Below are 23,747 nucleotides of genomic sequence, written 5' to 3'. Positions count from 1 at the left end.
CTCCCGCCGCCACGGAGCACGCCCCTGACCGGAACAGCGCACCTCGTCGATCGGATCGGGCTCGGCGTGCCGGGCGGCCGGGCCGCGCGCGGGCCGGACACCCCGGGCTCTCCGGGCTCTCTGGGCGTGCGCATCGTCCTGGCCTCCGCGGCGATCGCGCTGCTGTGGGCCCTCCCCCGCTGGCCCGGCGAGACCTCGACCTCCGCGCCCGCGCCGCCGCCGGCCGCGGAGACCGCCTTCGTCCCGTCGGTTCAGGCCTCGCCGGCACCGCCCGCGGCCTCGGTCGCCCAGTTCGGCCTCGCGGAGCCGGGGCTCGATCCGGTGCGTGTGTCCGCCCGCGTCGATCCGCGGACCGGGCTGCGCGAGGACACCCTGATCCGCGGCGACGTCGCGGCGATCGAGGCGCCGGCGCTGCGGGTCCAGCTCACCCGCGGGTTCCGCTCCGGCGCACCGCCGACGCTCTTCGTCCTCATGGCCCGGCGCGCCGCGAACGGTCCGGCCCTCGACCGGCCAGCCCTGGCCGTGGCCCGGACCGGCGCCCGCGACCAGATCCGCACCAAGTTCGGTGCGGTCGAGACCCTGGAGGTGACCTTCGCGGGCCCCGCGCAGCGGACCTGCACCGGCTTCGTCACCCGCGACACGGCGTTCCAGCTCGACGGATGGCTCTGCGCGCCCCTCGCGCGCCCGCCGGAGCCGCAGGCCCTCGGCTGCATGCTCGACGCGCTGAGCCTCGTCGACCTCGCCGATGCCGCCACGACGGCGGCCTTCTCGGTCGCGCCCGATCCGGCGGGCGCGTGCCCGGCATCGTCCGGGACAGAGCCGCCCGGGAGGGCCGGATCGTTGCTCCGGCGGCCGCAAAATAAAAAATGAGGCCGGAGTGTGGCAAAACGCACAAGCTCAGCCATAAGGGCGGAACAACAGCCTCGCCCAAGCGTCTTATCGTCAAAGGCGGCGAACTGTTAAGCTTCGGTCGCCATACTGATGGCACTCAAGGACAAGGTTGGCCATGCGCTCGCTCAAGATCGCCCTTCTCGGCGTCGTCGCCGCCACCGGCCTCGGCGCTCTGGCCTCCGCGCCCGCCCAGGCTCAGGATGGCTACATCACCGGCCCGATCTACCGGGTCAGCCGGCCCCTGCCGATCCGCGTGCGTCCGCGCAGCTGGCTCGACGCCGGCAACGTGCCGCTGACCTCGAACGTTCCGGGCGCCGGCGGCTCGCGTAACCCGGCCCTGAACCCCTACCTGATCGCGGCGTCGAACCAGCTGACCCCGCCCTACGGCCCGACCGACCGCTTCGGCCGCGGCATCCTTCCGGACCCGATCACCAACGGACCGTTCATCGGCGCCCGCTCCTCGGCGATCCGCAACGTCGACCTCTCCTTCGTCGACCGGCTGGATCCGACCTCGCCGCTCTACGGCCGCCCCTACTGAGCGGCCCGACCAGACAACATAATGTTCGCGAAGCGCGGGTCCTCGGGCCCGCGTTTTTCGTTGGCGGGCATGCCGGCCCACGCCTTCACCGGGGCTGGATATCCTGTATGCCAAGTGCCGCGGGAGCGCGTGGGCTGCCGAGGCCGGGAACTGAGCGATGAAGCCGTTCGACTGGGTGACCGGGTATCCGTCGCTGCGGATGCCGATGTTCGGGCGCAACTGCGTGGCGACCTCGCACGCGCTGGCAGCGCAGGCCGGCATTCAGATGCTCCAGGCCGGCGGCAACGCCGTCGACGCGGCGATCGCCACGGCGGCCACCAAGACCGTCACCGAGCCGTGCAGCAACGGTCTCGGCTCCGATGCCTTCTGCATCCTGTGGGACGGGAAGGCGTTGCACGGCCTCAACGCTTCGGGCGGGGCTCCGGCCGCCTGGAGCCGGGACTACTTCCTGCAGAAGTACGGCGCCGCCGAGCGGCCGCCGATGCGCGGCTGGGACTCGGTCACCGTGCCGGGCGCGGTCGCCGCCTGGGCGGCGCTGAGCGAGCGCTTCGGCCGGCTCCCCTTCGCCGACCTGATGCAGCCCGCGATCCGCATCGCCGAGCGCGGCTACCTCGCCCCGGTCGTGGTCCAGCAGAAATGGGCGGCCGCGGCCCGGATCGAGGCGATCACCCGCCAGCCGGGCTTCTCGGAGTTCTTCCTGCCGCGGGGCCGGGCACCGGATGTCGGCGAGCTGGTGACCTTTCCCGGCGCCGAGAAGACCCTGCGGCTGATCGGCGAGACCAAGGGCGAGGCCTTCTACCGGGGCGAGATCGCCGAGGCGATCGCCGCGCACGCGCGGGCCAACGGCGGCGCGATGACCGCCGCCGACCTCGCGGCGTTCCGCCCCGAATGGGTCACGCCGACCGCGAAGGATTACCACGGCTACACGTTGCACGAGATCCCGCCGAACGGCCAGGGCATCGCGGCGCAGATCGCGCTGGGCCTCCTGGAGCAGTTCGACCTCGGCGGCCTGCCGGTCGACGGGCCGGAGTCGCAGCACCTGCAGATCGAGGCGATGAAGCTCGCCTTCAGCGACACCTACCGGTACGTCGCCGACCCGCGCGGGATGGAGGTGACGCCGGAGGCCATGCTCGACCCCGCCTACCTCGCGGAGCGCGCCAAGCTGATCGACCGGAATCGCGCCCAGGTCTTCGGGCCGGGCAAGCCGCCCGCGGGCGGCACGATCTACCTCACCGCCGCCGACGAGTCCGGCATGATGGTGAGCTTCATCCAGTCGAACTTCATGGGCTTCGGCTCGGGCGTCGTCGTCCCGGGCTGGGGCATCTCCCTGCAGAACCGCGGCTACGGCTTCGTGCTCGATGCGGAGAGCCCGAACGTGGTGGCGCCCGGCAAGCGGCCGTTCCACACCATCATCCCAGGCTTCCTCACGAAGGACGGTGCGCCGGTGATGAGCTTCGGCGTGATGGGCGGCAACATGCAGCCGCAGGGGCACGTCCAGACGCTGGTGCGGATGATCGACCACGGCCAGAACCCGCAGGCGGCCTGCGACGCGCCGCGCTGGCGGGTCAACGAGGGCCTCGACATCAACGTCGAGGCGGCGATGCCGGGCGCGACGCTAGAGCGCCTGAAGGCCCTCGGCCACCAACTCGAGGTGATCGAGGACAGCTACCAGGATTTCGGCGCCGGCCAGTTCATCTGGCGGATGGGCGATCCCGCCGTCGAGGGCTACGTGGCCGCGAGCGACCCGCGCCGCGACGGGCAGGCCGTCGTCTGGTGACGCGCTACTTGACCTGCACGCTGTCCACCACTTGCCGGAACTTGGCGAGGACGCCGTCGCGCTGATCCTGCCGCACGACGCCGAGGGCGCGGATGTAGCCGTCCGGTGCGAACCGGATGGTCTGCATCACCACCACCGGCTGATTGGTCGGCTGGTCGAGGGCGCGGGCCACGATCTCGTGCCAGTCGACACCGTTCGAGCGGTAGCTCTGCGCCCGCTCGATGACGAAGTCCTTGAGGGTCTGATTGGACGCCAGGGCGGCGCGGGCGAAGCCGTCGCGCTGCTCGGCCCCGGGCGGCTGCTGCACCGCCTGCGCCAGGACCAGGATCGGCTGCTCCAGATTCTGCATCTGGTCCTTGGGCCCGCTGGTGAGGAGGACCGAGTTGCCGGCCATCACTCGCACCGGCCGGAAGCCCGCCATGTCGGCGATGCGGAAAGGCAGCGCGTCGACCTGCTGGGTCAGCGAGAGGGCCGGCCGGAGCGTGACGCCGGTCACCATCTTGCGCATCGAGGCCTCGGTCTCGGCGTCGGGCAGTGCCTGGGCGATGATCAGCCCGGTCACGGTCGGCGTGCCGACGACGAGGATCCACTTCCGGATCGCCGGCGCGGACGAGCCGGGATCGGCGGGCTGCTCACCGGTGTAGAGCATGCCCTCGTTGTCGCCGATCTTGACCTCCTCGCGCTTCTCGACCGCGAAGCCCTGGCTGAGGAGGTTGGCGTCGGTGAAGCCGCTGACGAGCTCCGCGAAGGCGTTCGCGGGCAGTTCGACGACCGACACGGTCGCGCCGCCCTCCTTCCGCTCGAAGCCCGAGAAGCGCCGCGACAGCGACATGTCGGCGGGCGGGTCGAAGCCGAAGCGCGAGCCCGCGGGATAGACGGGATCGCCGGCCCGGGCGGCCGAGCCGAGGCTGGCCGCGAGCGCGGCTGCGCACAGAACCCGTCCGAGACGCAGCGTCAGGTTGCGCATCCGCATCGAAAACCGGTTCTCCTGGTGGACCCAACTTTGGGTTAGTCCGCACCCGATGGGTCTGCCGGGCGACCTGTTCTGTCAAGCCGGCAACGCGGCGCGCCTGCGTTCACGATGAAGGGAAAGCGCGAGCGCGGCGGCGGCGGCGATTCCGACGCCGTAGGCGAGGAGATTCCACGGCGAGAAGATGGAGCCGAGGAGGAGCTGACCCGGCAGGGTCGTCCGGAAGGCGTCCAGGGCCGGCGTATGGACGAGCCGGCTGGTCTCGATGAGCGCGGCGGCCGCGAAGGCGGCGATCAGGCAGATGCGCAGGCCCCAGCTGCCGGGTCGCAGGGCCGCGACCAGAAGGAACAGCATCGCCCCCCACAGGAGGCCGCCACCGTAATGGTGGATCGCGAGCGGCAGGCGCCAGGGCGGCACGCGCAGCAGCAATCCCAGGGCGATCACCGCGGCCGCGAGGCCGAGATGGGTCGCCCGCGCCAGCGGCAGAGTCCGCCGCGCCGGCGCCGTCGGCGCGATCGGCCAGGTCGCGATGCCGTTCGCCCGGGCGACCAGGGTGTAGGACACGATCATCAGCAGGAACCAGGACGAGAGCTTGGCCACCGGGACGACCGACCAGTGCTGCCGCTGACTCGGGTAGAGCCACGTGCCGGAGAGCGTGCCGAAACTCTCGGCGAACCAGATGAACAGCGCGACGAGCAGCAGGCCGAGCAGCAGCGGCATGGTGCGGTGTTCCCGCCAGACCTTGAAGTACACGGTCGCGGGGGCGAAGGCCGCGAACGCGACCGCGATGAGGCCGGCGCGCAGGTCGATGCCGCGGTGATCGATGAGGAAGTTGACGTAGATCGCCACTGACAGGACCGCGAGCAGGCGCAGGCTCGGGTGCCGGGTGAAACGGAAATCGAACAGGCGCCAGACGCGGGCAAGATAGCTGCCGACGGCCGCCTACATGAAGCCCGTGAACAGCGGGACGCCGCCGAGCCGGAACAGGTTCGCCTCCGGGTAGACCCAGCTGCCGATCGCGGTCTTGTGGATCTCCATCGCCGTGCCGATGACGTGGAAGACCAGGATCACACGGGCCTCCGACCACGTCTCCATCCGCAGCCGCAGCATCGCGACCTGGAGCAAGAGGGCGGCGAGGAACAGCGCGTCGTAGCGGGCGATCGGCGCGTGGGCCGGCCAGACGAGGCGCGTGCCGAGCATCAGCGCCAGAAGCAGGCCCCCGAACAGGCAGGCCCAGCCCTGCTTGAGCCCGAATCGGACGAATTCGTAGAGCCCGGCCGCGGCGCGGCCGCGCGCAAGCGCCGCCTCCTGGAGGCGGCCCTCGGCCGCGACGAAGCCGGCGAGCGCCGGCCACTGCGCCGCCGCACTGTCGCGCGCGCGCGGGATCGGGACCGGCGTTACGGACGGCTCCGCGTCCGGGTCTCGCTCGCGCGTCATGCCGGGCCCGGCACCGTGACGCGCCGCAGGGTGAGATTGCAGCGACCGCCCGGCGGCAGGAACGCGGGGCCGTCCGCCGCAGCCAGCAGGTCGCCGTCCGCGTAGAGCCGGTCGATGCCGTGGAAGACCAGCCGCGACGCGCCGCCCATCACCAGCGCGTCGCCGGCCTGCAGGCGGATCGAGCGGGTCGGGCCCGACCGGCTCAAGCCGCCGTACCGGAACAGGGCCGCCGCGCCGAGGGACAGCGACACGACCGGCGCCGCGAGATCCGCCTCGTCGCGATCCTGGTGGAGGCCCATGCGGGTGCCCGGGGCGTAGAGGTTGATGAGGCAGGCTTCCGGCGGTGCCGGGTAGGCCGCGAGCGCCGCCCACGCCGCGCGGGCGGTCGGCGGCAGGGCCGGCCATGGCCGCCCGGTCTCGGGATGGTCCGGCTGGTAGCGGTAGCCCGCGACGTCCGAGACCCAGCCGAGCGGGCCGGCATTGGACATCCGGACCGAGAATGGCTTTCCGGTGCGGGGCATGCGCGGCGTGACGGGCGGTGCCTCGGCGAGGATCGCGGCGATCTCGGAGGCGAGCCGCGCACGGGCCGTCGCGTCGAGGAAGCCGGGGTGGTGGATCAGGCCCGGAGCGAGTTCCGTCGCCACTCAGCGGCCCGCGTCGACGTCCTGGTCCAGCACGGTCTTCGACGCGACCGTGGTGTCGGCGTTCAGGCGGTAGACCAGCGGCACGCCGGTCCGGATCTGGAGGTCCGGCACCTGCGCCTCGGTCAGGCCGTCGAGGACCATGACGAGGGCGCGCAGCGAGTTGCCGTGGGCCGCCACGAGGACCCGCTGGCCGGCCATCACGGGCGGGAGGATCGTCGCCACGTAGCAGGGCAGCACCCGCGCGGCCGTGTCCTTCAAGCTCTCGCCGCCGGGCGGCCGCACGTCGTAGCCCCGGCGCCAGGCGTGGACCTGCGCGTCGCCCCAGCGGGCGCGGGCCTCGTCCTTGTTGAGGCCGGAAAGGTCGCCGTAATCGCGCTCGTTCAGGGCGCGCTCGCGCAGGATCGGGATCTCGGAGAGGCCCATCTCCTCCAGCACCAGCGCGCAGGTGCGCTGCGCCCGGATCAGTGCGGAGGTGAAGGCCACGTCGAAGCCGTAGCCGTCCCGCTTCAGACCACGGCCGGCGGCCCGCGCCTCGGCGACGCCGCGCTCGGTCAGGTCCGGGTCGCGCCAGCCCGTGAACAGGTTCCGGAGGTTCCACTCGCTCTGGCCGTGCCGGACGAGGACGAGGAGCCGCTCCATCGCCGTCGCGCCGCCGGTCACAGGTCGAGCACGTCGGTCATGGTGTAGAGCCCCGGCGGCTTGGGATGGGCCCAGAGCGCGGCCTTGACGGCGCCCGTGGCGAACAGGCCCCGGTCGGCGGCGTGGTGGCTGATCGTCAGGCTCTCGCCGGTGCCGGCGAAGATCACGCTGTGATCGCCCACGACGCTGCCGCCCCGCAGGGTAGCGAAGCCGATGTCGCCCGGCCGGCGGGCACCGGTATGCCCGTCCCGGGTCGAGACCCGGACCGCCTTCAGGTCGACGCCGCGGCCCTCGGCGGCGGCCTCGCCCAGCATCAGCGCGGTGCCGGAGGGGGCATCCACCTTCATGCGGTGGTGCATCTCGGCGATCTCGATGTCGAACTCGTCGCCCAGGGCCTTGGCCACCCGGCGGACCAGGGCAGCCATCAGGTTGATGCCGAGCGACATGTTGCCGGACTGCACGATGCGGGCGTGGTAGGAGGCCGCCTTCAGCTTGGCGAAGTCCTCCTCCGACAGCCCGGTCGTGCCGACGACGTGCACGATGCGCGCCTGGGCGGCGAGCTCGGCGAAGGCCACCGTGGCGGCCGGCGCGGTGAAGTCGAGGACGCCGTCGGCGGCCGCGAAGGCCGTCAGAGCGTCGTCGGTGACGGGCACGTCGAGGGGCGGCAGGCCGGCGAGCACGCCGGCGTCCTGGCCGAGCGCCGGCGAGCCGTCGCGCTCGATCGCCGCCGAGAGCGTGCAGCCCTCGGCCTGCGCCACCGCGCGGATCAGCATTCGCCCCATGCGCCCGTCGGCGCCGACTACCACGAGCCGCATTCCGTTCCCCAGCTAGCCGTCACACGCAGGCGGGAACAGGACCGCGCCGGCCCCGCCCCTGCCCGCCACGCTGTCCGGGCGCCCGCTCCGCCGCACGGGCGGCGGGAGCCCGGTCGCTCTCACTCCTTCTCGGGAGCGATCTGCTCGAGCCCGCCGATATGCTTCTGCGCGTAGAGCGGCAGGCCGATCTGCTTGATCAACTCCAGCTGGGTCTCGAGGAAGTCGATGTGACCCTCCTCGTCCTCGGCCAGATCCTCGAAGAGGCGCTTGGACACGCGGTCGTTGATCGAGTCGCAGTACTTCGCGGCCTCGAGGTAGAGGCTGCGGGCCTCGTTCTCGGCGGCGAGATCGGATTCCAGGATCTCCTGGACATTCTGGCCGATCCGCAGCGGGTCGAGTTCCTGTAGGTTCGGGAACCCGTCGAGGAACAGGATCCGGTCGATGAACCGATCGGCGTGGTTCATCTCCTCGATCGATTCCTTGCGCCAGAACTTCGCCAGCTCGACGTAGCCCCAGTCATTGAGCATGCGGAAATGCAGCCAGTACTGGCTGACGGCGGTCAGCTCGCTGCGCAGGCCGCGATTCAGATACTCGATGACCTTGGTGTCGCCCTTCATGCCCCCGTACTCCTTACCGTGCTCTCAGGCGGGGGGTAGAAGCATCAGGCCGCGACTCCCTCATCCGCAGTTTGGAACTTCACCAAACTACACGCGCTGGCGCAAGCCGTCGAGCAAGCATGGCTGCTCTCCGCCGCCGCGGCCTCGCCCAACGCGTTCTGCATGATCGCCCGGATCGTACGGGCGCAGCGCCCGCATTTCGGGCTGCAGCCGAGGCAGGCATAGACCTGCGCGGGCGTGCGCGGGCAGCCGGGTCCGGGCGCCAGGCAGCCGCGGACCGCGCCGTCCGATATGACGTTACAAGAACAGACGATCATGCGCGCCGCAAATCCCGTCATCCCCGTGCCCGCCGCGGTCGTCGACGACCGTCCGGAGCACCCGTGCCAGTTTAGAAGAGTTGAAAAGTAGCTGACTTTTCAATACCTTATTGGCCGCGGTCGACATGGCACCGCGGGTCGCGCGGGTCAAGGGCGTGCGATCTAAGTGTGCCCCAACTGTCAGGCGGGCCTTCAGCGGGCGAGCTCGCGCAGGCCGAGCCGGATGAGCACCTTGGCCTCGGCGCCCTCCCCCGCGCCCTTCAGCGCGGCCGCGATGGCGGCGGCGGCCTGGACCTGCGGGTAGCCGAGATTGACCAGGGCCGAGACGGCGTCCGTCACCGGCTGCGGGGCGGCGCCCTCCTCGACGGCGCCCGCGAGGGCGACCAGCGCCGGGTCGACGGGCGCGAAGGCCGGGGCCTTGTCTTTGAGCTCGGCGGCGAGCCGGGCGGCGAGGCGCGGCCCGACCCCCGGGGCCCGGCTGATCGAACCCTTGTCGCCGGTGGCGATGGCGCTCGCCAGCGCCTCGGGCTCGAGCACCGAGAGCACGCCGAGCGCCACCCGGGCGCCGACGCCCTGGACGGTCTGGAGCAGGCGGAACCACTCCCGCTCGGCGTCCGAGCGGAAGCCGTAGAGGCGGATCATGTCCTCGCGGACGTGGGTCTCGATCGACAGCTCTGCGGGCTCGCCGACCTTGGGCATGCGCTGCAGGGTCCGCGCCGAGCAGTGCACGATGTAGCCGACTCCCGACACGTCGAGGATCACGAAATCCTCGCCGAACGAGTCCACGACGCCCTTGAGCTTGCCGATCATGCCACGCCTGCCGCTGTCCCGGGTTGCCTACAGAACCGCGGCGGCCTCCGCCAGACGTGCTTGAGCGCGCAGGGAGATCATGAAATCACGGGCCCGCGCCGGTCGAGCTTGGCCGGTCACGGGGGGATGACATGCGCGCGCCACTTCTTGTCCTGATCGGCCTGCTCTGCGCCGGCCCGGCCCGGGCGGCGGAAAACCCGGCGGCCCCGCCCGCACCGGTCGCCCCGAGTGCCGATCCGACCCAGGTCCGGCCCGGCAGCTACGTCCTCGATCCGGATCACGGCAAGGTCACGTGGTCGGTCTCGCATCTCGGCTACTCGACCTATTACGGCCAGTTCACCGGACTCAGCGGCACGCTCCAGCTCGACCCGAAGGCGCCGGAGAAGAGCCGCCTCGAGGTGACCGTGCCGCTCGGCGGCGTCATCACCGGCAGCGCGCGGCTGAACGAGCACCTCGCGGCCCCGGACTTCTTCGACACGGCCAAGTTCCCGACCGCCACCTTCACCGCCACCAAGGTCGAGCCGACCAGCCCGACGACCGCGCGGATCACCGGCGACCTCAACCTGCGCGGGACGGTCCGGCCGTTCGCGATCGACGCCACCTTCAACCAGGCCGGCATCCATCCGGTGGATCAGCGCTACACGGTGGGCTTCGACGGGCGCGCCGTCGTCAAGCGCTCGGATTTCGGCATCAACGCCTACCTGCCGCAGCTCGGTGACGAGGTCAGCCTGCGCATCGAGGGCGAGTTCAAGGCCACGCCCTGACGGCCGGTCCGCCGGCCGGCCGCGAGTTCTCCCGGGTGGCGATGCCGGGGGCGCCGGCGTCCCGCGGCGTCCGCGGCGGTGCCGGACAGCGGATGCGAGCCGGGGCGGCGGGTGACGCCCCGGCGCCGGGGGTGTAGTCAGCCGCCGTCGCGGCGCCGCGGCAAGGGGGCGGCCCTCACAGGTCCTCGTTCCTCACGGGCGACGCCCGACATTGTCCCGAGCGGGGCGCGCCACCGCGCCGATCGATGCTCACCCTGGAGGCCAGAGCCGTGCGGCGTGTCGGTGTCCCCACTCTTGCCCTGACGCTGTGTCTCGCGGGGACGGCCGCCGCGCAGGTGCCGGCGGCGCCCTCGCCCCTCGACAATTACGCGTCGGCGGCGGCCACGACCATCATCGCCGAGCAGGCCTGTCCGGGCGTGCAGGTCCGGGCCGGGCAGCTGACGACGCTCCGCCTCGCGGCCCGGGTCAATGCCGGGCAGGAGGCGATGCTGGAGGAGAAGCTGCGGACCCGCGCCACGCAGGTGCGCCAGCAGCTCGCCGCCGACGGCCGGGACACCTGGTGCGCGCAGGCGCTCGCCGCCTTCGGCCCGGAGGGAAGCGTCGCGAAGGGCATCCTGGCGACCGGCGCGCCGATCCGCTGACGCCGCCCGGCAGGCCGCAGCGGATTGACATGGCGCCGCCGCGCCCGTACTGACCTCGCACGGCGCGCGGCCTCTGCTGGGGTCCGCGCGTTTCGCGTTGTCCGGGCCGAACGCCCGCGCAATGACTTCAAACAAGAAGCCGGTCCAGGGGCAGCCGTCCCGGAGGCCGTTCGAGAACACGAGAGAACGATGTTCGCAGTCATCAAGACGGGCGGTAAGCAGTACCGCGTCGCCGCCAACGACACCATCACGATCGCCTCCCTGGCAGGCGAGGCCGGCGAGGCCGTGACCTTCGGCGAGGTCCTCCTGTTCGCCGACGGCGCGGGCGCGACCCAGGTCGGCGCCCCGACCCTGTCGGGCATCAGCGTCACGGGCGAGATCGTGCGCCACGGCCGCGACAAGAAGGTCATCGCCTTCAAGAAGCGCCGCCGGCAGAACTCCCGCCGCAAGCGCGGCCATCGCCAGGACCACACGGTCGTGCGCATCACCGGCATTTCGGCCTGACGCACGCCAGACGCTGGGCGCGTACGGTCCCCTGAGAGGGATCGATCCGCGACCGCATCCAAGCCACTCAGAATTCGGAGCTCATCCCATGGCACACAAGAAGGCTGGCGGCTCGTCCCGCAACGGTCGCGACTCGGAAGGCCGGCGCCTCGGCGTCAAGAAGTTCGGCTCGGAGGCCGTGATTCCGGGCAACATCATCGTGCGTCAGCGCGGCACCAAATGGCATCCCGGCGCCAATGTCGGCATGGGCAAGGACCACACGATCTTCGCGCTGGTACCGGGCCATGTCCGCTTCGAGACGCGCCGCGGGCGCGCCTTCGTAGGTGTTACCCCGCTGGCCGAGGCCGCGGAATAAGAGGCGGGCGCCCTGAGTGGCGAAGCTGGCGTCCCGCCCGGTGTCCCACACCGGACCGGAGACGTCGTTGCCGAGCCCCTGACGGGCCAGGTCGGACGGAACACCGGGGAGGATGGGACGCCATCCTCCCCTTCGTCGTCTTGAGGCGGTGGCCCGGAGCCGGGAACGCCGCCCTGCGAGGGCACGATGTTCCCCGATCTGACCCGCGATGACGTTTTCCGGATCGAGACACGGCGGCTGTGGCTGCGCTGGCCGACAGCCAAAGACAGGGACGCGATCCTGAAGCTGGCCGGCGACCCGTCTGTGGCCGCGATGCTGGCGCGTGTGCCGCACCCGCTCCCGGCCCCGGCGGTGGACGCGTTCCTGCTGCAGGCGCGCTCGCAGAACGCCGCCGGGTCGGCGCTCACGCTCGCCCTCGCGCCTCGGGCGGCGCCGGGCAGCCTCATCGGTGTCATCAGCATCGAGGAGCGGACCGACGCGGCCCCGGAGCTCGGCTACTGGCTCGGGCAGCCCTACTGGGGCAGCGGCCTGATGGCCGAGGCCGTCACGGCCCTGTGCCACGCCTTCTTCGCCTATACCGGCGGGACGGAACTCGCAGCGTCCGCCCGCACGGTCAACCCCGCGTCCCGGCGCGTGCTGGAGACCTGCGGCTTCGTGCAGGCCGGCAGCGCGACCCGGCCGTTCCCGGCGCGCGGCGCGGATCTGCCGGTCGATCTCTTCAGCCTCGACCGGCGGCGCTGGCAGGCTTCGCCGTCGGAGCCGGCGATGACGCGGGCCGCCTGAGGCGGTCCCGCGGCGCCGGGGCTGGCCGGCGGCCGCTCACAGGGTGATGGTGCGGGTCGCGAATCCGCGCCCGACAAAGGATTCAGGTCGTGAAGTTCCTCGACGAAGCCAAGGTCTATGTCCGCTCCGGTGACGGCGGTCCCGGCTGCGTCTCGTTCCGGCGCGAGAAGTTCATCGAGTTCGGAGGACCGAACGGCGGCGACGGCGGCCGGGGCGGCGATGTCTGGGTGGAATGCGTCGAGGGTCTCAACACCCTGATCGACTACCGATACCAGCAGCACTTCAAGGCGAAGAAGGGCGAGCACGGCATGGGCTCGAACTGCCACGGCGCCAACGGCGCCGACACGGTCCTGAAGGTCCCGGCCGGCACGCAGATCTTCTCCGAAGACGGCGAGACGCTTCTCGCCGACCTGACCGAGGTCGGCCAGAAGATCCGTCTCGCGAAGGGCGGCAACGGCGGCTTCGGCAACGCCTACTTCACGACGTCCACCAATCGCGCCCCGAAGCACGCCAACCCCGGCCAGGAAGGCCAGGAGATGTGGATCTGGCTGCGGCTCAAGCTGATCGCCGATGCCGGCCTCGTCGGCCTCCCGAATGCCGGAAAGTCGACCTTCCTGGCGAGCGTCACCGCGGCGAAGCCGAAGATCGCCGACTACCCGTTCACGACCCTGCATCCCGGCCTCGGCGTGGTGCGGTCGGACGGGCGCGAGTTCGTGCTCGCCGACATCCCGGGCCTGATCGAGGGTGCCCACGAGGGCGTCGGCCTCGGCGACAAGTTCCTCGCCCATGTCGAGCGCTGCCGGGTGCTGCTGCACCTCGTGGACGGCACGAGCGAGCATGCCGGCAAGACCTACAAGCTGGTCCGCGGCGAGATCGAGGCCTACGGCAACGGCCTCGCGGAGAAGCCCGAGATCGTGGCGCTCTCGAAGGCCGACGCCCTCGACGCCGACACCCTCAAGAGCCAGGTGGCGAAGCTGAAGCGCGCCGCCGGCCGCGCGCCGCTGATCCTGTCCTCGGCGAGCCGCAAGGGCGTTCCCGAGGCGCTGCGGGCGCTCCAAACCGAGATCGACGCCAGCGCCGAGGCCGAGCGGAAGCCGGTAGCCGCCTGGCAGCCGTAGCCCTCGACCGACTGTTCAAAGGGCGGCTCTTGGTTCACACCCGCCGTCGACGCGCCGTCCCGCAAGAATCATGATCCCTGCCCTCGAAGAATTTCGCCGTGTGGTCATCAAGGTCGGCTCGGCCCTGCTGGTCGACCGCAGTGCCGGCCGCCTGCGCCATGCCTGGCTCGCGGCGCTGGCCGAGGACATCGCGGAGTTGCACGGGCGCGGCGTCGACGTTCTGGTCGTGTCGTCCGGCAGCATCGCCCTCGGCCGGACGGTGCTGGGTTTGCCGCCCGGCGTCCTGCGCCTGGAGGAGAGCCAGGGCGCGGCCTCGGTGGGGCAGATCACGCTGGCGCGCCACTGGGCCGAAGCTCTGGGCCATCACGGCATCGTCGCAGGCCAGATCCTCGTGACGCCGCAGGACACCGAGGAGCGCCGCCGCTACCTCAACGCCCGCGCCACCGTGCTGAAGCTCCTGGAGATGCGCGCGGTCCCGGTCGTGAACGAGAACGACACGGTGGCGACCTCGGAGATCCGCTACGGCGACAACGACCGGCTCGCCGCCCGGGTCGCCACCATGATCGACGCCGACGTGCTGGTGCTGTTCTCGGACATCGACGGCCTCTACACCGCGCCGCCCAAGAGCGATCCGGACGCCCGCCACCTCGCCGTGGTCGAGCGCATCACCCCGGAGATCGAGGCGATGGCCGGCGGCCCGGCCTCCGAGCTGTCGCGGGGCGGCATGCGCACCAAGGTCGAGGCCGCCAAGATCGCCGCCTCGGGCGGCACGCACCTGGTCATCGCGGACGGACGCGGGAAGAACCCGCTCAAGGCCGTGCGGGACGGCGCGCGCTGCACGTGGTTCCTGTCGGGCTCCACGCCGACGGCCGCCCGGAAGACCTGGATCGCCGGCTCCCTCGAGCCACGCGGCACGCTGACGATCGACGCGGGTGCCGAGCAGGCGCTCCGGAGCGGGGCCAGCCTGCTCCCGGTGGGCGTGCGGGCGATCGAGGGCAGCTTCTCGCGCGGCGACGCCGTGATGATCCGCGATCCGGAGGGCCGGATCCTGGGCCGCGGCCTGGTGGCGTACGACAGCGCCGAGGCCGCGCTGATCATCGGTCATCCGAGCGCGCGCATTCCGGAACTGCTCAATTATCCCGGTCGCGCCTGGATGGTGCACCGCGATGACTTGGCACTGTTCTAGAAGTCGCGGACATAAGCTAATCTATATACAATTTTTCCTCTCAATTACCGTCACAATTCCCGGCCCGGCACTCTTGTCGGGACGGCGCTCGATGTGCAAATACGGCGCTTTCCCCCGTCCGGGTCGCGCGTGCGGCCGTCGACAACCGAGGACGCCAGCGTGCCCGTCCTGAACCTGAGATCGGACTTCGCCGAGGCCGATGCCCTCCCGGAGCAGATGGGGGCGATCGGCCGTCGCGCCCGGGCGGCGGCGCGGCGCATGGCGCTGGCCTCGGCGCGGACCAAGGACGCGGCGCTCAAGCTGATCGCCGAGCGGATCCGCGCGAGCCGCGACGAGATCCTGAGCGAGAACGCGCGGGACGTGGCCGCGGCCCGGAGCGCGGGTCAGACCGCCGCGCTGATCGACCGGCTCACCCTCGACCCTGGGCGCCTCGCGGCCATCGCGGACGCCGTCGAGAAGGTCGGGTCGCTGGCCGACCCGGTCGGTCGCCAGCTCGCCGCGATCGAGCGGCCGAACGGCCTGCTGATCGAGCGCATCGCGGTGCCGCTCGGGGTCGTCGGCGTGATCTTCGAGGCGCGGCCCAACGTGACGGCGGATGCCGGAGCGCTCTGCCTCAAGGCCGGCAACGCGGCGATCCTTCGCGCCGGTTCGGACAGCCATCGCAGCGCCATGGCGATCGCGAGGGCCATGAGCCGGGGGCTCGCCGATGCCGGCCTGCCGGAGGACGCGATCCAGCTGGTGCCGACCCGCGACCGCGCCGCGGTCGGGCTGATGCTCGCCGGCCTCGACGGCTGCGTGGACGTGATCGTCCCGCGCGGCGGCCGCGGCCTCGTGGAGCGCGTCCAGGCCGAGGCGCGCGTTCCGGTCTTCGCCCATCTCGACGGCATCAACCACGTCTACGTCGCCGCGGCGGCCGACCTCGACATGGCCCGCACCGTGCTGCTCAACAGCAAGATGCGCCGGACCAGCGTCTGCGGCGCCGCCGAGACCCTGCTGGTCGACCGTGCCTGCGCGGCGACGCACCTCGCGCCGCTGGTCCAGGCCCTGCTCGACGCCGGCTGCGCGGTCCGGGGCGATGCCGCGACGCGCGCGGTCGATCCGCGCGTGACGGCCGCTTCCGAGGAGGATTGGCACACCGAGTACCTCGACGCGATCATCGCGGTGCGGGTGGTGGACGGGATCGAGGCCGCCATCGAGCACATCGAGACCTACGGATCGCATCACACGGACGCGATCATCACCGAGAACGACGCCGAGGCGACCCGTTTCCTGGCCGAAGTCGACTCGGCGATCGTCACGCACAACGCCTCCACGCAGTTCGCCGACGGCGGCGAGTTCGGCTTCGGGGCCGAGATCGGCATCGCCACGGGGCGGATGCACGCGCGCGGGCCGGTGGGCGTCGAGCAGCTCACCACGTTCAAGTACCGGGTCCACGGCACCGGCCAGATTCGCCCGTGATCCGACCTGAAGGTCCGGCGTGCGGCTGACCCTGCCGCCGAGCGCCCCCGGCATGCGGATCGGCCTCTACGGCGGATCCTTCAATCCGGCCCATCTGGGCCACCGGCACGTGACCCTCTCGGCCCTGCGGCGGCTCGGGCTCGATCGCGTCTGGTGGCTGGTGAGCCCGGGCAATCCGCTGAAGAGCCGGAGCGCCCTCCCCTCCGTCGCAGCGCGGTGCGCCCAGGCGCGCGAGATCGCCCGGCACCCCCGGATCGCCGTGACAGGGATCGAGGCGGCGCTCGGCGTCCGCTTCACGGTCCAGACGCTGCGGTTCCTCACGCGCCGGTGTCCGGGCGTCCACTTCGTCTGGATCATGGGGGCCGATTCCCTCGGCACCTTCCATCGCTGGAAGGGTTTCGCCGAGATCGCGCGACTCGTGCCGATCGCCGTCATCGACCGGCCCGGCTTCACCATGACGCCGCTGAGCGCCCGGGCCGCGCAACGCCTCGCCGACGCCCGGGTCCCCGAGGCGGCGGCATCGACGCTCGCGCTACGGTCGCCGCCGGCCTGGGTGTTCCTCCACGGGCCCCGCTCGACCCTCTCGTCCACGCAGATCCGCGCGCGCAGGGGCGCGCCGACGCCGCGACCGCAGCCTGCGCGGTTGCAATCGGGGCGCGATACCGCCAATTTCACCTGATCCCGCAAGGCCCGACGTCGCCGTGCGGCAGAACGAGGAACCAGGACTCTGCCCGAGACCAGTCGCACGGAGACGATCCGCACCCCCGTCCAAGCCCCGGTCGAAGCCGGTCAGGCGCGCTCGGACGATCTGAAGGCACTCGCCCTCGAATGCCTCGACGACATGAAGGCCGAGGAGACGATCGCGATCGATCTGGCCGGCAAGACCTCGCTCGCCGACACGATGATCATCACGTCGGGTCGCTCGCAGCGGCACGTCGGGTCGATCGCCGACAAGATCATCCAGGAGATGAAGAACCGCGGCTTCGGCAATGCCCGGGTCGAGGGCATGCCGGCCTGCGACTGGGTGCTGATCGACGCCGGCGACGTGCTGGTGCACATCTTCCGCCCCGAAGTCCGCGGCTTCTACAATCTCGAGAAGATGTGGGGCGCCGACCGTCCCGTCGGGCTCGCGGCCGGCTAGGCCGGACCGAGGTCCATGCGCCTGATCCTGGCCGCGGTCGGACGGCTGAAGGCCGGGCCGGAGCGCGAGCTCGCGTCACGATATCGCGACCGCGCCGCACAACTCGGACGCGGCCTCGGCTTCCCGTCCTGCGACAACGTCGAGATTCCGGAATCCCGGGCCCGTCGCGCCCCCGACCGGTGCGCCGAGGAGGCGGCGGCGCTCGCGACCTATCTGCCCTCCGGCGGAGTCCTCGTCGCCTACGACGAGCGCGGCCGGGCCGATCTCGGCAGCGAGGCCCTGGCAGAACGCGTCGCCGGCTGGCGCGATGCGGCCCGGCCGGCTCTGGTCGTGACGATCGGTGGGCCGGACGGGCTGGACGCCTCAATTCGGACGCGGGCCGAGTTGATCCTGTCGTTCGGGGCCGCCACCCTGCCCCACGGACTCGTTCGCGTGCTCGCCCTCGAACAACTCTATCGCAGCCTCACGATCCTGGCCGGACACCCCTACCATCGCGGTGAGGCGGGCTGAACGGCCGTGGGGAAGTCCGAGACCGAGGCCGAGTCCAACCCCGTGCCGCGGCGCGGACGCGCGGCATTCGCCCTGCTGGCCGTGCTGTCGATCACCGTGGCCGCGCGCGCCGAGGCCCCGAAGCCCACGGACCCCGAGGCGATACAGCGGGCCAACGAGGAGCGGGAGCGCCGGGCCGAGAACCTGAAACGCGTGCAGGACGCCCTGGCCGCCAGCGCCGGACAGCGCGCGCAGTTCGAGGCCGAGATCGCCGCGATCGGGTCTGACCGCGCGAAGCTCGACACAGCCCTCCTCGACGCGAACCGGCAGGCGCAGGCGACGGAAGATCGCCTGAGCCGCCTCGAGGAGCGCCTGAAGGCGATGAGCGAGAGCGAGGCCGCGATCCGGCACTCGCTGCAGGGTCGGCGCGGCATCGTCGCCGAGATCCTGGCGGCGCTCCAGCGCATGGGCCGTCGTCCGCCACCGGCCGTGCTGGTGAGTCCCGAGGACGTGCTGGCCGCGATCCGGACCTCGATGCTGCTCGGCGCGGTGGTGCCGGAACTGCGCGGTGAGGTCGACACGCTCGCGGCCGATCTCGCGGAAATGATCAGGCTGCGCGGTTTGATCGCGCAGGACAAGGAAGGGCTCTCGAGCGATCTCGCCGGCTGGGCGAGGGAGCAGCAGCGCCTCCAGGCCCTCGTCGCGGCCCGGCGCGCACGGCAGGCGGAGGTTGAGAGCGGCCTGACCGCCGAACGGCGCCGGGCCACCGAGCTCGGCGCGCAGGCCAAGACCCTGAAGGATCTGCTCGACCGCACGGAGGCGGAGGTCGCGGCGGCGAAGCGCTCCGCCGAGGAGGCCAAGGCCGCCGCGGAGCGCGAAGTGCGCATCACCCAGGAGCGGTTCGCCGCGGCCGGCTTCCGCGATCCCGCGCGGCTGGCCCCCAAGGTGCACTTCGCCGAGGCACGGGGCGAAGTGCCGCGGCCGGTGAGCGGTCGCGTCGCACGGGGATTCAACCAGCCCGATGGCAATGGGGGGACGACGCGCGGCGTGTCGTTCACGACCCGCCCGAAGGCTTCGGTCTCCTCCCCGGCCGACGGGTGGGTGCAGTTCGCCGGGCCGTTTCGGTCCTATGGCCAACTCTTGATCATCAACGCGGGCGACGGCTACTATCTTCTGCTCGCGGGAATGGACCAGATCAGCGTCGAGGTCGGTCAGTTCGTGCTCGCGGGCGAACCGGTCGGCAGCATGGGCGACAAGGGTGCGGGTCCCGGCGGGTCCGAGGGTGATCCCACGCTCTACGTCGAGTTCAAGAAGGACGGCGGCTCCATCGATCCGGAGCCGTGGTGGGCGAAGAGCCCGAATAATACGGTACTTGGCGAGAAGGTTCGCGGCTGATGCGCAAGACTTCCCTGATCATGCTCGGCGCCTTCCTCGGTGCCGGAACGTCCATGGTGGCGACCCAGACCGACTTCCTGTCGGGTCCGCGGGCCGTGGCCGCCTCGGCCGAGACCTACCGCCAGCTCAGCCTGTTCGGCGACGTCTTCGAGAAGGTCCGCACCGACTACGTCGAGAAGCCGGACGAGTCGAAGATGATCGAGGCGGCCGTCAACGGCATGCTGACGTCGCTCGATCCGCACTCGAGCTACATGGACGCCAAGGCGTTCCGCGACATGCAGACCACCACCCGCGGCGAGTTCGGCGGGCTCGGCATCGAGGTCACGATGGAGGACGGCCTGATCAAGGTCGTCACGCCGATCGACGACACCCCCGCGGCGAAGGCGGGCCTGCTCGCGAACGACATCATCACGCAGATCGATGACGACCAGGTCCAGGGCCTCACCCTGAACCAGGCGGTCGACAAGATGCGCGGCCCGGTGAACTCGAGCGTGAAGCTCAAGATCACCCGCAAGGAATCGAAGGATCCGATCGACGTCACGCTCACCCGCGACGTCATCAAGATCAAGCCGGTGCGCTCGAAGATCGAGGGCGGCGACGTCGCCTATATCCGCCTCACCCAGTTCAACGAGCAGACCTTCGACGGCATGCGGGCCGCGATCGACAAGCTCACCGGCGAGATCGGTGCCGACAAGATCAAAGGCTACATCGTCGACCTGCGCAACAACCCGGGCGGCCTGCTCGATCAGGCCGTGATGGTCTCGGACGCCTTCCTCGATCGCGGCGAGATCGTCTCCACCCGCGGCCGCAACCCGGACGAGACCCAGCGCTTCTCCGCCAAGGCGGGGGATCTGACCAAGGGCAAGCCCATCGTGGTGCTGGTCAACGGCGGCTCCGCCTCGGCCTCCGAGATCGTGGCCGGCGCCCTCCAGGATCACAAGCGCGCGACCATCATGGGGACGCGCTCCTTCGGCAAGGGCTCGGTGCAGTCGATCATCCCGCTCGGCGGCTCAGGCGCCCTCCGGCTCACCACGGCGCGCTACTACACGCCGTCGGGCCGCTCGATCCAGGCCAAGGGCATCGAGCCGGACGTCGAGGTCACGCAGGACGTGCCGGACGAGCTCAAGGGCAAGGACGAGACGAAGGGTGAGGCCGGGCTCAAGGGCCACCTGAAGCAGAAGGACACCGACGAGCGCGGCGGATCCTCCGCCTACGTCCCGCCGGACCCGGCCAAGGACAAGCAGCTGATCTCGGCCGTCGACTTCCTCCACGGCATCCAGAAGGGCGCCGCCAACGGGACGCCCGCGCCGCAGCAGCAGAAGCCGAGCCTGCCGAACTGATCACGCGGCCTCGCGCTGCGCCAGGACCCGATCCCGCCCGGCCACCCCCGGGCGGGATTTCCCGTTCTGGGACCGAGCATTAGCGGAACGTTAACCATACCCGGCCGCAATGGATCCGAGGGTTGGGACCGCGCCGACCGGCGCAGGAACCGCGATCCCGTATCGAGAGCCGCTTGACCGAGTCCACCGACGATATCCTCACGCGCCCCCTCGGGGTGCCGGAGGCGGCGCCGGCGCAGCCCGAAGGCCGGATCGGACGCCTCGTCGCGGCTGGCCGCCGGCCCCGGGTCGCGGCCGCCGCGCTCGCGGCCAGCTTCGTGGTGGCGGCCGGCCTGGTGCTCGCGCTGGGGGACCCGCACGGCGGTGAGCCCCGCGTCCAGGTGGCGATCACGATGCGCGAACCCGCGGCCCGCCCGGCCGCGCAGGCGCCAGCCGCACAGCAGCCCCAGGTGATCACGACGGAACCCGGAACCGCGCCGCTCCAGCGCAGTGCCGAGGAGGTCGAGACCGCCTCCGGCGTCACGGTCGTGCGCCCGGCCGGCAGCGGGCCGAGCGAGGCGGTGGTGATCCGTGTGCCGCCGCCGAGCGCCCCCCGTCTCGCCCAGGCCCCGGATCCGCGGATCAGCGAATCCGGCCGCCACGGTCTCATGCCGAAGCTGGGCGAGGGCCGCATCCGCGCCCTCGACGTGTACGCCCGATCGGAAGAGGCCGGCTCGGGGCCGCGCATCGCGATCGTGGTGACCGGTCTCGGTGTCGGCCAGGCCGCCACCGCCGGCGCCACCGCGCGCCTGCCCGCCGCCGTGAGTCTCGCCTTCCTGCCCTACGGCGGCGAGGTCGAGCGCGCCGCCGCGCGCGCCAGGGACGCGGGCCACGAAGTGTTCCTGCAACTCCCGATGGAGCCCTTCGACTATCCCGACAGCGACCCGGGCCCGCAGACGCTGCTCACCGCGTTGAAGGGGCTGGAGAATGCCGATCGGCAGGCCTGGGCGATGGCGCGCTTCCCGGGCTATGTCGGCGTCGTGAACTACATGGGCTCGAAGCTCATGGCCGATGCGGCGTTCGAGCCGGTCCTGCGCGAGATCGGCGCCCGCGGTTTGGGGTTCCTCGACGACGGCACGGCTCCGAAGCCCGCGGTCGCGCCCGCCAACAAGGGGAAGACGCCGGTCGCCCGCGCCGAGATCGTCCTCGACGCCACGCCGCGCGCCGACGCGATCGACGCCGCACTCGCCCAGGCCGAGGCTCGGGCCCGCGCCAACGGCTTCGCCCTGGTCTCGGCGACCGGGACACCGCTGAGCGTCGATCGGATCGCGCGCTGGGCGAAGGAGATCGAGTCCCGCGGGCTGCGCCTCGTGCCGGCGAGCGTGGCGCTGCGCGGCGCCCGCGACAAGCGAGTCTCCACGGCTGATTGAACGCGACCGTGTCGAAAGTCAGCGCAAGTAGATCCGGCACCGTCCGGATCGGTGAAGACTTGGTCGACGTTGCCGCCTCGCCCACCCCTGACCTATGGTCGCCGCGATGGTAACGGATTCGGACCCAGGCACTGCCCTGCCCTATCGCCCCTGCGTGGGCATCGCCCTGATCGCGCCGTCGGGCGGCGTCTTCGTCGGGCGTCGCAGCAAGGAGGCGGGTCCCGAGCACGTCGACGGTCCGCACATGTGGCAGATGCCGCAGGGCGGCATCGATCCCGGTGAGGATGCGGAAGCCGCCGCACGGCGCGAGCTCTACGAGGAGACCAACGTCCCGCCGGAGGCGGTGAAGCTCCTCGCCGAGATCCCGGACTGGCTGCCCTACGACCTGCCCCCGGCGGTGATGAAGCAGGCCTGGAAGGGCCGCTACCGTGGCCAGACGCAGAAATGGTTCGCCTACGGCTTCGTCGGCAGCGAGGACCTGATCGACGTGCTCCGGCCCGGCGGCGGCGCTCACAAGGCGGAATTCGACGCTTGGCGCTGGGCGCAACTCTCCGAACTTCCGGACCTGATCGTCCCATTCAAGCGGCCGGTCTACGAGCGGGTCGTCGCGGCCTTCTCCGGCCTCGATCGCTGGGCGGCGCGGTCATGACCGCGCGGACGGGGCGCTGAGGCCGTGCGCTGGCTCGCGGTCCCGGTCGCTCTCGCCCTGGCGTGGCTCGCCTTCACGATGAGCCCGCTCTGGTCGCTCTACGACCTCGCTCAGGCGGTGCGTCGGCACGACGCCGCCTATGTCGAGAGTCACGTGAACTTCAGGACGCTGCGGCTGTCGCTGGTCCGGCAGATCACCGCCGCGATGCGCGCGGCCTCTGAGAGCGATCCCGACCTGGAGCCGCGCGACCGCCAGCGCCTGAACGACGCCGCCTACGGGCTCGCCCTGGCGCTCGCCGAGACGATGGTGACGCCGGAGACGGTGATGGATCTGCTGGCCAACGGCTGGCCCGACAAGCTCGACGTCGAGCGGCCGGACGGCACCCGGTCTGAGGGCTTGGTCATCCGCGGCCTCGGGCGGCTCATACCCTACTACGCGGCTCTGGAGATGCGCGGCTTCCGCGCGGTCGTGATCCCGATCCCGCCGGAGGGGCCCCGCCCGGAACGCACGCGGATCCGGCTGCGGCTGCGCGGCCTGAGCTGGCGCCTCGTGGATATCGAGATGGCCGACATGCTGCGCGAGCAGATCGCCGCCAAGCTCAGCCGCGCGCTGGCGCGCGCCAAGATCGGCGCCAGCGCCGGCGAGGAGCGCTGACGGGCGCCGCGCCCCGGACGGCCGCGGCTCGCTACTTCGCCTTCGGGGCGCCCGCCGCGTCCTTGGGCTCGCGCGCCTCGATCAGGTCCTCGGCCTTCTCCTCGTCGGTGTCGCCGCTCTGCTCGATGGTCTTGCTCGGATTGGCCAGGAGGGAGCGCACGATCCCGAGCAGGACCTCGCACTCGCCCGGAAACTTGTAGCTCTCGAGGACGATGGCGGCGTCGCGCAGGGTCCGGAGGTCGCGGACCAGCTGCGCGTTAGCGTCCTCACGGAGCTCGCTCTTCTTGGCGATCGCCTCCTCGATCTGCGCGCCCTTCACGTCGCAGGCCGCCCGGGCCGGCGATGCGGCGACCGCGGCGGCGAGCGCGAGGCCGATTGCGGGAAGAGAGCGCCACATGGCGGGTAT

Annotated in this window: 28 protein-coding genes and 1 pseudogene; 19 read left to right on the top strand and 10 right to left on the bottom strand. The window is 71.6% G+C overall.

Going from position 1 to position 23,747, the window contains the following annotated elements; genetic code table 11:
* Nucleotides 1–126: 126 nt before the first annotated feature.
* From BKE41_RS00825 to BKE41_RS00815, 3 genes are all read left to right on the top strand, one after another.
* Nucleotides 127–870 (top strand): hypothetical protein, encoded by a 744-nt coding sequence (locus BKE41_RS00825; protein WP_245295874.1) that lies wholly within the window; start codon nt 127–129, stop codon nt 868–870.
* A gap of 136 nt (nt 871–1,006) precedes the next feature.
* Nucleotides 1,007–1,429, top strand: a complete 423-nt coding sequence (locus BKE41_RS00820; RefSeq protein WP_012317146.1) for a hypothetical protein — start codon at nt 1,007–1,009, stop codon at nt 1,427–1,429.
* A 157-nt stretch (nt 1,430–1,586) separates the two neighbouring features.
* Nucleotides 1,587–3,206: a gamma-glutamyltransferase family protein gene (locus tag BKE41_RS00815; protein ID WP_070998271.1), complete on the top strand. Its 1,620-nt coding sequence runs from the start codon at nt 1,587–1,589 to the stop codon at nt 3,204–3,206.
* A 4-nt stretch (nt 3,207–3,210) separates the two neighbouring features.
* Here the strand turns inward: BKE41_RS00815 and BKE41_RS00810 are convergent, their stop codons facing one another.
* The 9 genes and pseudogenes from BKE41_RS00810 to ruvA all read right to left on the bottom strand — a co-directional run bounded on the left by BKE41_RS00810 (nt 3,211) and on the right by ruvA (nt 9,455).
* Entirely contained in the window at nt 3,211–4,179 is a 969-nt protein-coding gene (locus tag BKE41_RS00810) for a hypothetical protein (RefSeq protein ID WP_012317144.1), read from the bottom strand.
* Nucleotides 4,180–4,254: 75 nt separating this feature from the next.
* Entirely contained in the window at nt 4,255–4,530 is a 276-nt protein-coding gene (locus BKE41_RS31860) for a DUF2809 domain-containing protein (RefSeq protein ID WP_245295984.1), read from the bottom strand.
* Between the two features lie 192 nt (nt 4,531–4,722).
* Nucleotides 4,723–5,613, bottom strand: a pseudogene (locus BKE41_RS00805) (DUF817 domain-containing protein); the annotation flags it as partial.
* Nucleotides 5,610–6,257: an alpha-ketoglutarate-dependent dioxygenase AlkB gene (locus BKE41_RS00800; RefSeq protein ID WP_070998269.1), complete on the bottom strand. Its 648-nt coding sequence runs from the start codon at nt 6,255–6,257 to the stop codon at nt 5,610–5,612. The gene BKE41_RS00800 and the pseudogene BKE41_RS00805, both read right to left, overlap by 4 nt.
* A complete protein-coding gene (locus BKE41_RS00795) occupies nt 6,258–6,896 on the bottom strand; it encodes a 2,3-bisphosphoglycerate-dependent phosphoglycerate mutase (RefSeq protein ID WP_071000611.1) in 639 nt (212 codons plus the stop codon).
* A gap of 17 nt (nt 6,897–6,913) precedes the next feature.
* Nucleotides 6,914–7,711, bottom strand: coding sequence for a 4-hydroxy-tetrahydrodipicolinate reductase (gene dapB / locus BKE41_RS00790; protein ID WP_012317140.1), 798 nt, complete (start codon nt 7,709–7,711; stop codon nt 6,914–6,916).
* Between the two features lie 119 nt (nt 7,712–7,830).
* Complete coding sequence (gene bfr / locus BKE41_RS00785) at nt 7,831–8,328, bottom strand: bacterioferritin (protein WP_012317139.1); 498 nt, start codon at nt 8,326–8,328, stop codon at nt 7,831–7,833.
* A gap of 44 nt (nt 8,329–8,372) precedes the next feature.
* Entirely contained in the window at nt 8,373–8,645 is a 273-nt protein-coding gene (locus BKE41_RS31855; protein WP_083374474.1) for a (2Fe-2S)-binding protein, read from the bottom strand.
* A gap of 192 nt (nt 8,646–8,837) precedes the next feature.
* Nucleotides 8,838–9,455 carry a Holliday junction branch migration protein RuvA gene (ruvA, locus tag BKE41_RS00780; protein WP_024827869.1) on the bottom strand — a complete coding sequence of 206 codons (618 nt, stop codon included), beginning with the start codon at nt 9,453–9,455 and terminating at the stop codon, nt 8,838–8,840.
* 131 nt (nt 9,456–9,586) lie between these two features.
* Between ruvA and BKE41_RS00775 the strand changes: the two genes are divergently transcribed.
* From BKE41_RS00775 to BKE41_RS00700, 16 genes are all read left to right on the top strand, one after another.
* Nucleotides 9,587–10,219 (top strand): YceI family protein, encoded by a 633-nt coding sequence (locus tag BKE41_RS00775; protein ID WP_070998267.1) that lies wholly within the window; start codon nt 9,587–9,589, stop codon nt 10,217–10,219.
* Between the two features lie 269 nt (nt 10,220–10,488).
* The gene (locus BKE41_RS00770) at nt 10,489–10,860 is read left to right on the top strand and encodes a hypothetical protein (RefSeq protein WP_244632913.1); all 372 of its coding nucleotides are present in this window, start codon (nt 10,489–10,491) and stop codon (nt 10,858–10,860) included.
* 189 nt (nt 10,861–11,049) lie between these two features.
* Nucleotides 11,050–11,364, top strand: a complete 315-nt coding sequence (gene rplU, locus BKE41_RS00765; protein ID WP_010683509.1) for a 50S ribosomal protein L21 — start codon at nt 11,050–11,052, stop codon at nt 11,362–11,364.
* Between the two features lie 88 nt (nt 11,365–11,452).
* Nucleotides 11,453–11,719, top strand: a complete 267-nt coding sequence (gene rpmA, locus BKE41_RS00760) for a 50S ribosomal protein L27 (protein WP_012317134.1) — start codon at nt 11,453–11,455, stop codon at nt 11,717–11,719.
* A 186-nt stretch (nt 11,720–11,905) separates the two neighbouring features.
* Nucleotides 11,906–12,502: a GNAT family N-acetyltransferase gene (locus BKE41_RS00755; RefSeq protein WP_012317133.1), complete on the top strand. Its 597-nt coding sequence runs from the start codon at nt 11,906–11,908 to the stop codon at nt 12,500–12,502.
* An 89-nt stretch (nt 12,503–12,591) separates the two neighbouring features.
* Entirely contained in the window at nt 12,592–13,620 is a 1,029-nt protein-coding gene (gene obgE, locus BKE41_RS00750) for a GTPase ObgE (RefSeq protein WP_012317132.1), read from the top strand.
* Between the two features lie 70 nt (nt 13,621–13,690).
* A complete protein-coding gene (proB, locus tag BKE41_RS00745) occupies nt 13,691–14,806 on the top strand; it encodes a glutamate 5-kinase (RefSeq protein ID WP_012317131.1) in 1,116 nt (371 codons plus the stop codon).
* A 159-nt stretch (nt 14,807–14,965) separates the two neighbouring features.
* Nucleotides 14,966–16,264: a glutamate-5-semialdehyde dehydrogenase gene (locus BKE41_RS00740; protein WP_043072912.1), complete on the top strand. Its 1,299-nt coding sequence runs from the start codon at nt 14,966–14,968 to the stop codon at nt 16,262–16,264.
* 52 nt (nt 16,265–16,316) lie between these two features.
* On the top strand, nt 16,317–16,943 hold the full coding sequence (locus tag BKE41_RS00735) for a nicotinate-nucleotide adenylyltransferase (protein ID WP_041372453.1): 627 nt from the start codon (nt 16,317–16,319) through the stop codon (nt 16,941–16,943).
* 75 nt (nt 16,944–17,018) lie between these two features.
* Nucleotides 17,019–17,405 (top strand): ribosome silencing factor, encoded by a 387-nt coding sequence (gene rsfS / locus BKE41_RS00730; protein ID WP_076729213.1) that lies wholly within the window; start codon nt 17,019–17,021, stop codon nt 17,403–17,405.
* Nucleotides 17,406–17,420: 15 nt separating this feature from the next.
* Entirely contained in the window at nt 17,421–17,915 is a 495-nt protein-coding gene (rlmH, locus tag BKE41_RS00725; RefSeq protein WP_012317127.1) for a 23S rRNA (pseudouridine(1915)-N(3))-methyltransferase RlmH, read from the top strand.
* Between the two features lie 72 nt (nt 17,916–17,987).
* Nucleotides 17,988–19,289, top strand: a complete 1,302-nt coding sequence (locus BKE41_RS00720) for a peptidoglycan DD-metalloendopeptidase family protein (protein WP_210383017.1) — start codon at nt 17,988–17,990, stop codon at nt 19,287–19,289.
* Nucleotides 19,289–20,629, top strand: a complete 1,341-nt coding sequence (locus BKE41_RS00715; RefSeq protein WP_012317125.1) for a S41 family peptidase — start codon at nt 19,289–19,291, stop codon at nt 20,627–20,629. Before BKE41_RS00720 ends, BKE41_RS00715 begins: the two co-directional genes overlap by 1 nt.
* A gap of 173 nt (nt 20,630–20,802) precedes the next feature.
* Nucleotides 20,803–22,038, top strand: a complete 1,236-nt coding sequence (locus BKE41_RS00710) for a divergent polysaccharide deacetylase family protein (RefSeq protein WP_043072911.1) — start codon at nt 20,803–20,805, stop codon at nt 22,036–22,038.
* 94 nt (nt 22,039–22,132) lie between these two features.
* Nucleotides 22,133–22,687, top strand: a complete 555-nt coding sequence (locus BKE41_RS00705) for an RNA pyrophosphohydrolase (RefSeq protein ID WP_012317123.1) — start codon at nt 22,133–22,135, stop codon at nt 22,685–22,687.
* A gap of 24 nt (nt 22,688–22,711) precedes the next feature.
* A complete protein-coding gene (locus BKE41_RS00700) occupies nt 22,712–23,341 on the top strand; it encodes a DUF2939 domain-containing protein (RefSeq protein ID WP_070998265.1) in 630 nt (209 codons plus the stop codon).
* Between the two features lie 31 nt (nt 23,342–23,372).
* Here BKE41_RS00700 and BKE41_RS00695 read toward each other — a convergent pair whose 3' ends face one another.
* Nucleotides 23,373–23,738: a hypothetical protein gene (locus tag BKE41_RS00695; protein WP_012317121.1), complete on the bottom strand. Its 366-nt coding sequence runs from the start codon at nt 23,736–23,738 to the stop codon at nt 23,373–23,375.
* Nucleotides 23,739–23,747 lie beyond the last annotated feature (9 nt).

The organism is Methylobacterium sp. C1 (genome assembly GCF_001854385.1).
GTDB lineage: Bacteria > Pseudomonadota > Alphaproteobacteria > Rhizobiales > Beijerinckiaceae > Methylobacterium > Methylobacterium radiotolerans.
This window is presented reverse-complemented; position numbering and strand designations above follow the sequence as displayed.

Excerpts from the sequence above, each read along its gene's own strand:
- BKE41_RS00695 (WP_012317121.1), bottom strand. The coding sequence starts at position 23,738 with ATGTGGCGCTCTCTTCCCGCAATCGGCCTCGCGCTCGCCGCCGCGGTC.
- rlmH (WP_012317127.1), top strand. The coding sequence starts at position 17,421 with ATGCGCCTGATCCTGGCCGCGGTCGGACGGCTGAAGGCCGGGCCGGAG.
- BKE41_RS00775 (WP_070998267.1), top strand. The coding sequence starts at position 9,587 with ATGCGCGCGCCACTTCTTGTCCTGATCGGCCTGCTCTGCGCCGGCCCG.
- rpmA (WP_012317134.1), top strand. The coding sequence starts at position 11,453 with ATGGCACACAAGAAGGCTGGCGGCTCGTCCCGCAACGGTCGCGACTCG.
- BKE41_RS00735 (WP_041372453.1), top strand. The coding sequence starts at position 16,317 with ATGCGGATCGGCCTCTACGGCGGATCCTTCAATCCGGCCCATCTGGGC.
- BKE41_RS00815 (WP_070998271.1), top strand. The coding sequence starts at position 1,587 with ATGAAGCCGTTCGACTGGGTGACCGGGTATCCGTCGCTGCGGATGCCG.
- BKE41_RS00755 (WP_012317133.1), top strand. The coding sequence starts at position 11,906 with ATGTTCCCCGATCTGACCCGCGATGACGTTTTCCGGATCGAGACACGG.
- BKE41_RS00820 (WP_012317146.1), top strand. The coding sequence starts at position 1,007 with ATGCGCTCGCTCAAGATCGCCCTTCTCGGCGTCGTCGCCGCCACCGGC.
- BKE41_RS00715 (WP_012317125.1), top strand. The coding sequence starts at position 19,289 with ATGCGCAAGACTTCCCTGATCATGCTCGGCGCCTTCCTCGGTGCCGGA.
- bfr (WP_012317139.1), bottom strand. The coding sequence starts at position 8,328 with ATGAAGGGCGACACCAAGGTCATCGAGTATCTGAATCGCGGCCTGCGC.
- BKE41_RS31860 (WP_245295984.1), bottom strand. The coding sequence starts at position 4,530 with ATGCTGTTCCTTCTGGTCGCGGCCCTGCGACCCGGCAGCTGGGGCCTG.
- BKE41_RS31855 (WP_083374474.1), bottom strand. The coding sequence starts at position 8,645 with ATGATCGTCTGTTCTTGTAACGTCATATCGGACGGCGCGGTCCGCGGC.
- BKE41_RS00810 (WP_012317144.1), bottom strand. The coding sequence starts at position 4,179 with ATGCGGATGCGCAACCTGACGCTGCGTCTCGGACGGGTTCTGTGCGCA.
- rplU (WP_010683509.1), top strand. The coding sequence starts at position 11,050 with ATGTTCGCAGTCATCAAGACGGGCGGTAAGCAGTACCGCGTCGCCGCC.
- BKE41_RS00795 (WP_071000611.1), bottom strand. The coding sequence starts at position 6,896 with ATGGAGCGGCTCCTCGTCCTCGTCCGGCACGGCCAGAGCGAGTGGAAC.
- dapB (WP_012317140.1), bottom strand. The coding sequence starts at position 7,711 with ATGCGGCTCGTGGTAGTCGGCGCCGACGGGCGCATGGGGCGAATGCTG.
- BKE41_RS00705 (WP_012317123.1), top strand. The coding sequence starts at position 22,133 with ATGGTCGCCGCGATGGTAACGGATTCGGACCCAGGCACTGCCCTGCCC.
- ruvA (WP_024827869.1), bottom strand. The coding sequence starts at position 9,455 with ATGATCGGCAAGCTCAAGGGCGTCGTGGACTCGTTCGGCGAGGATTTC.
- proB (WP_012317131.1), top strand. The coding sequence starts at position 13,691 with ATGATCCCTGCCCTCGAAGAATTTCGCCGTGTGGTCATCAAGGTCGGC.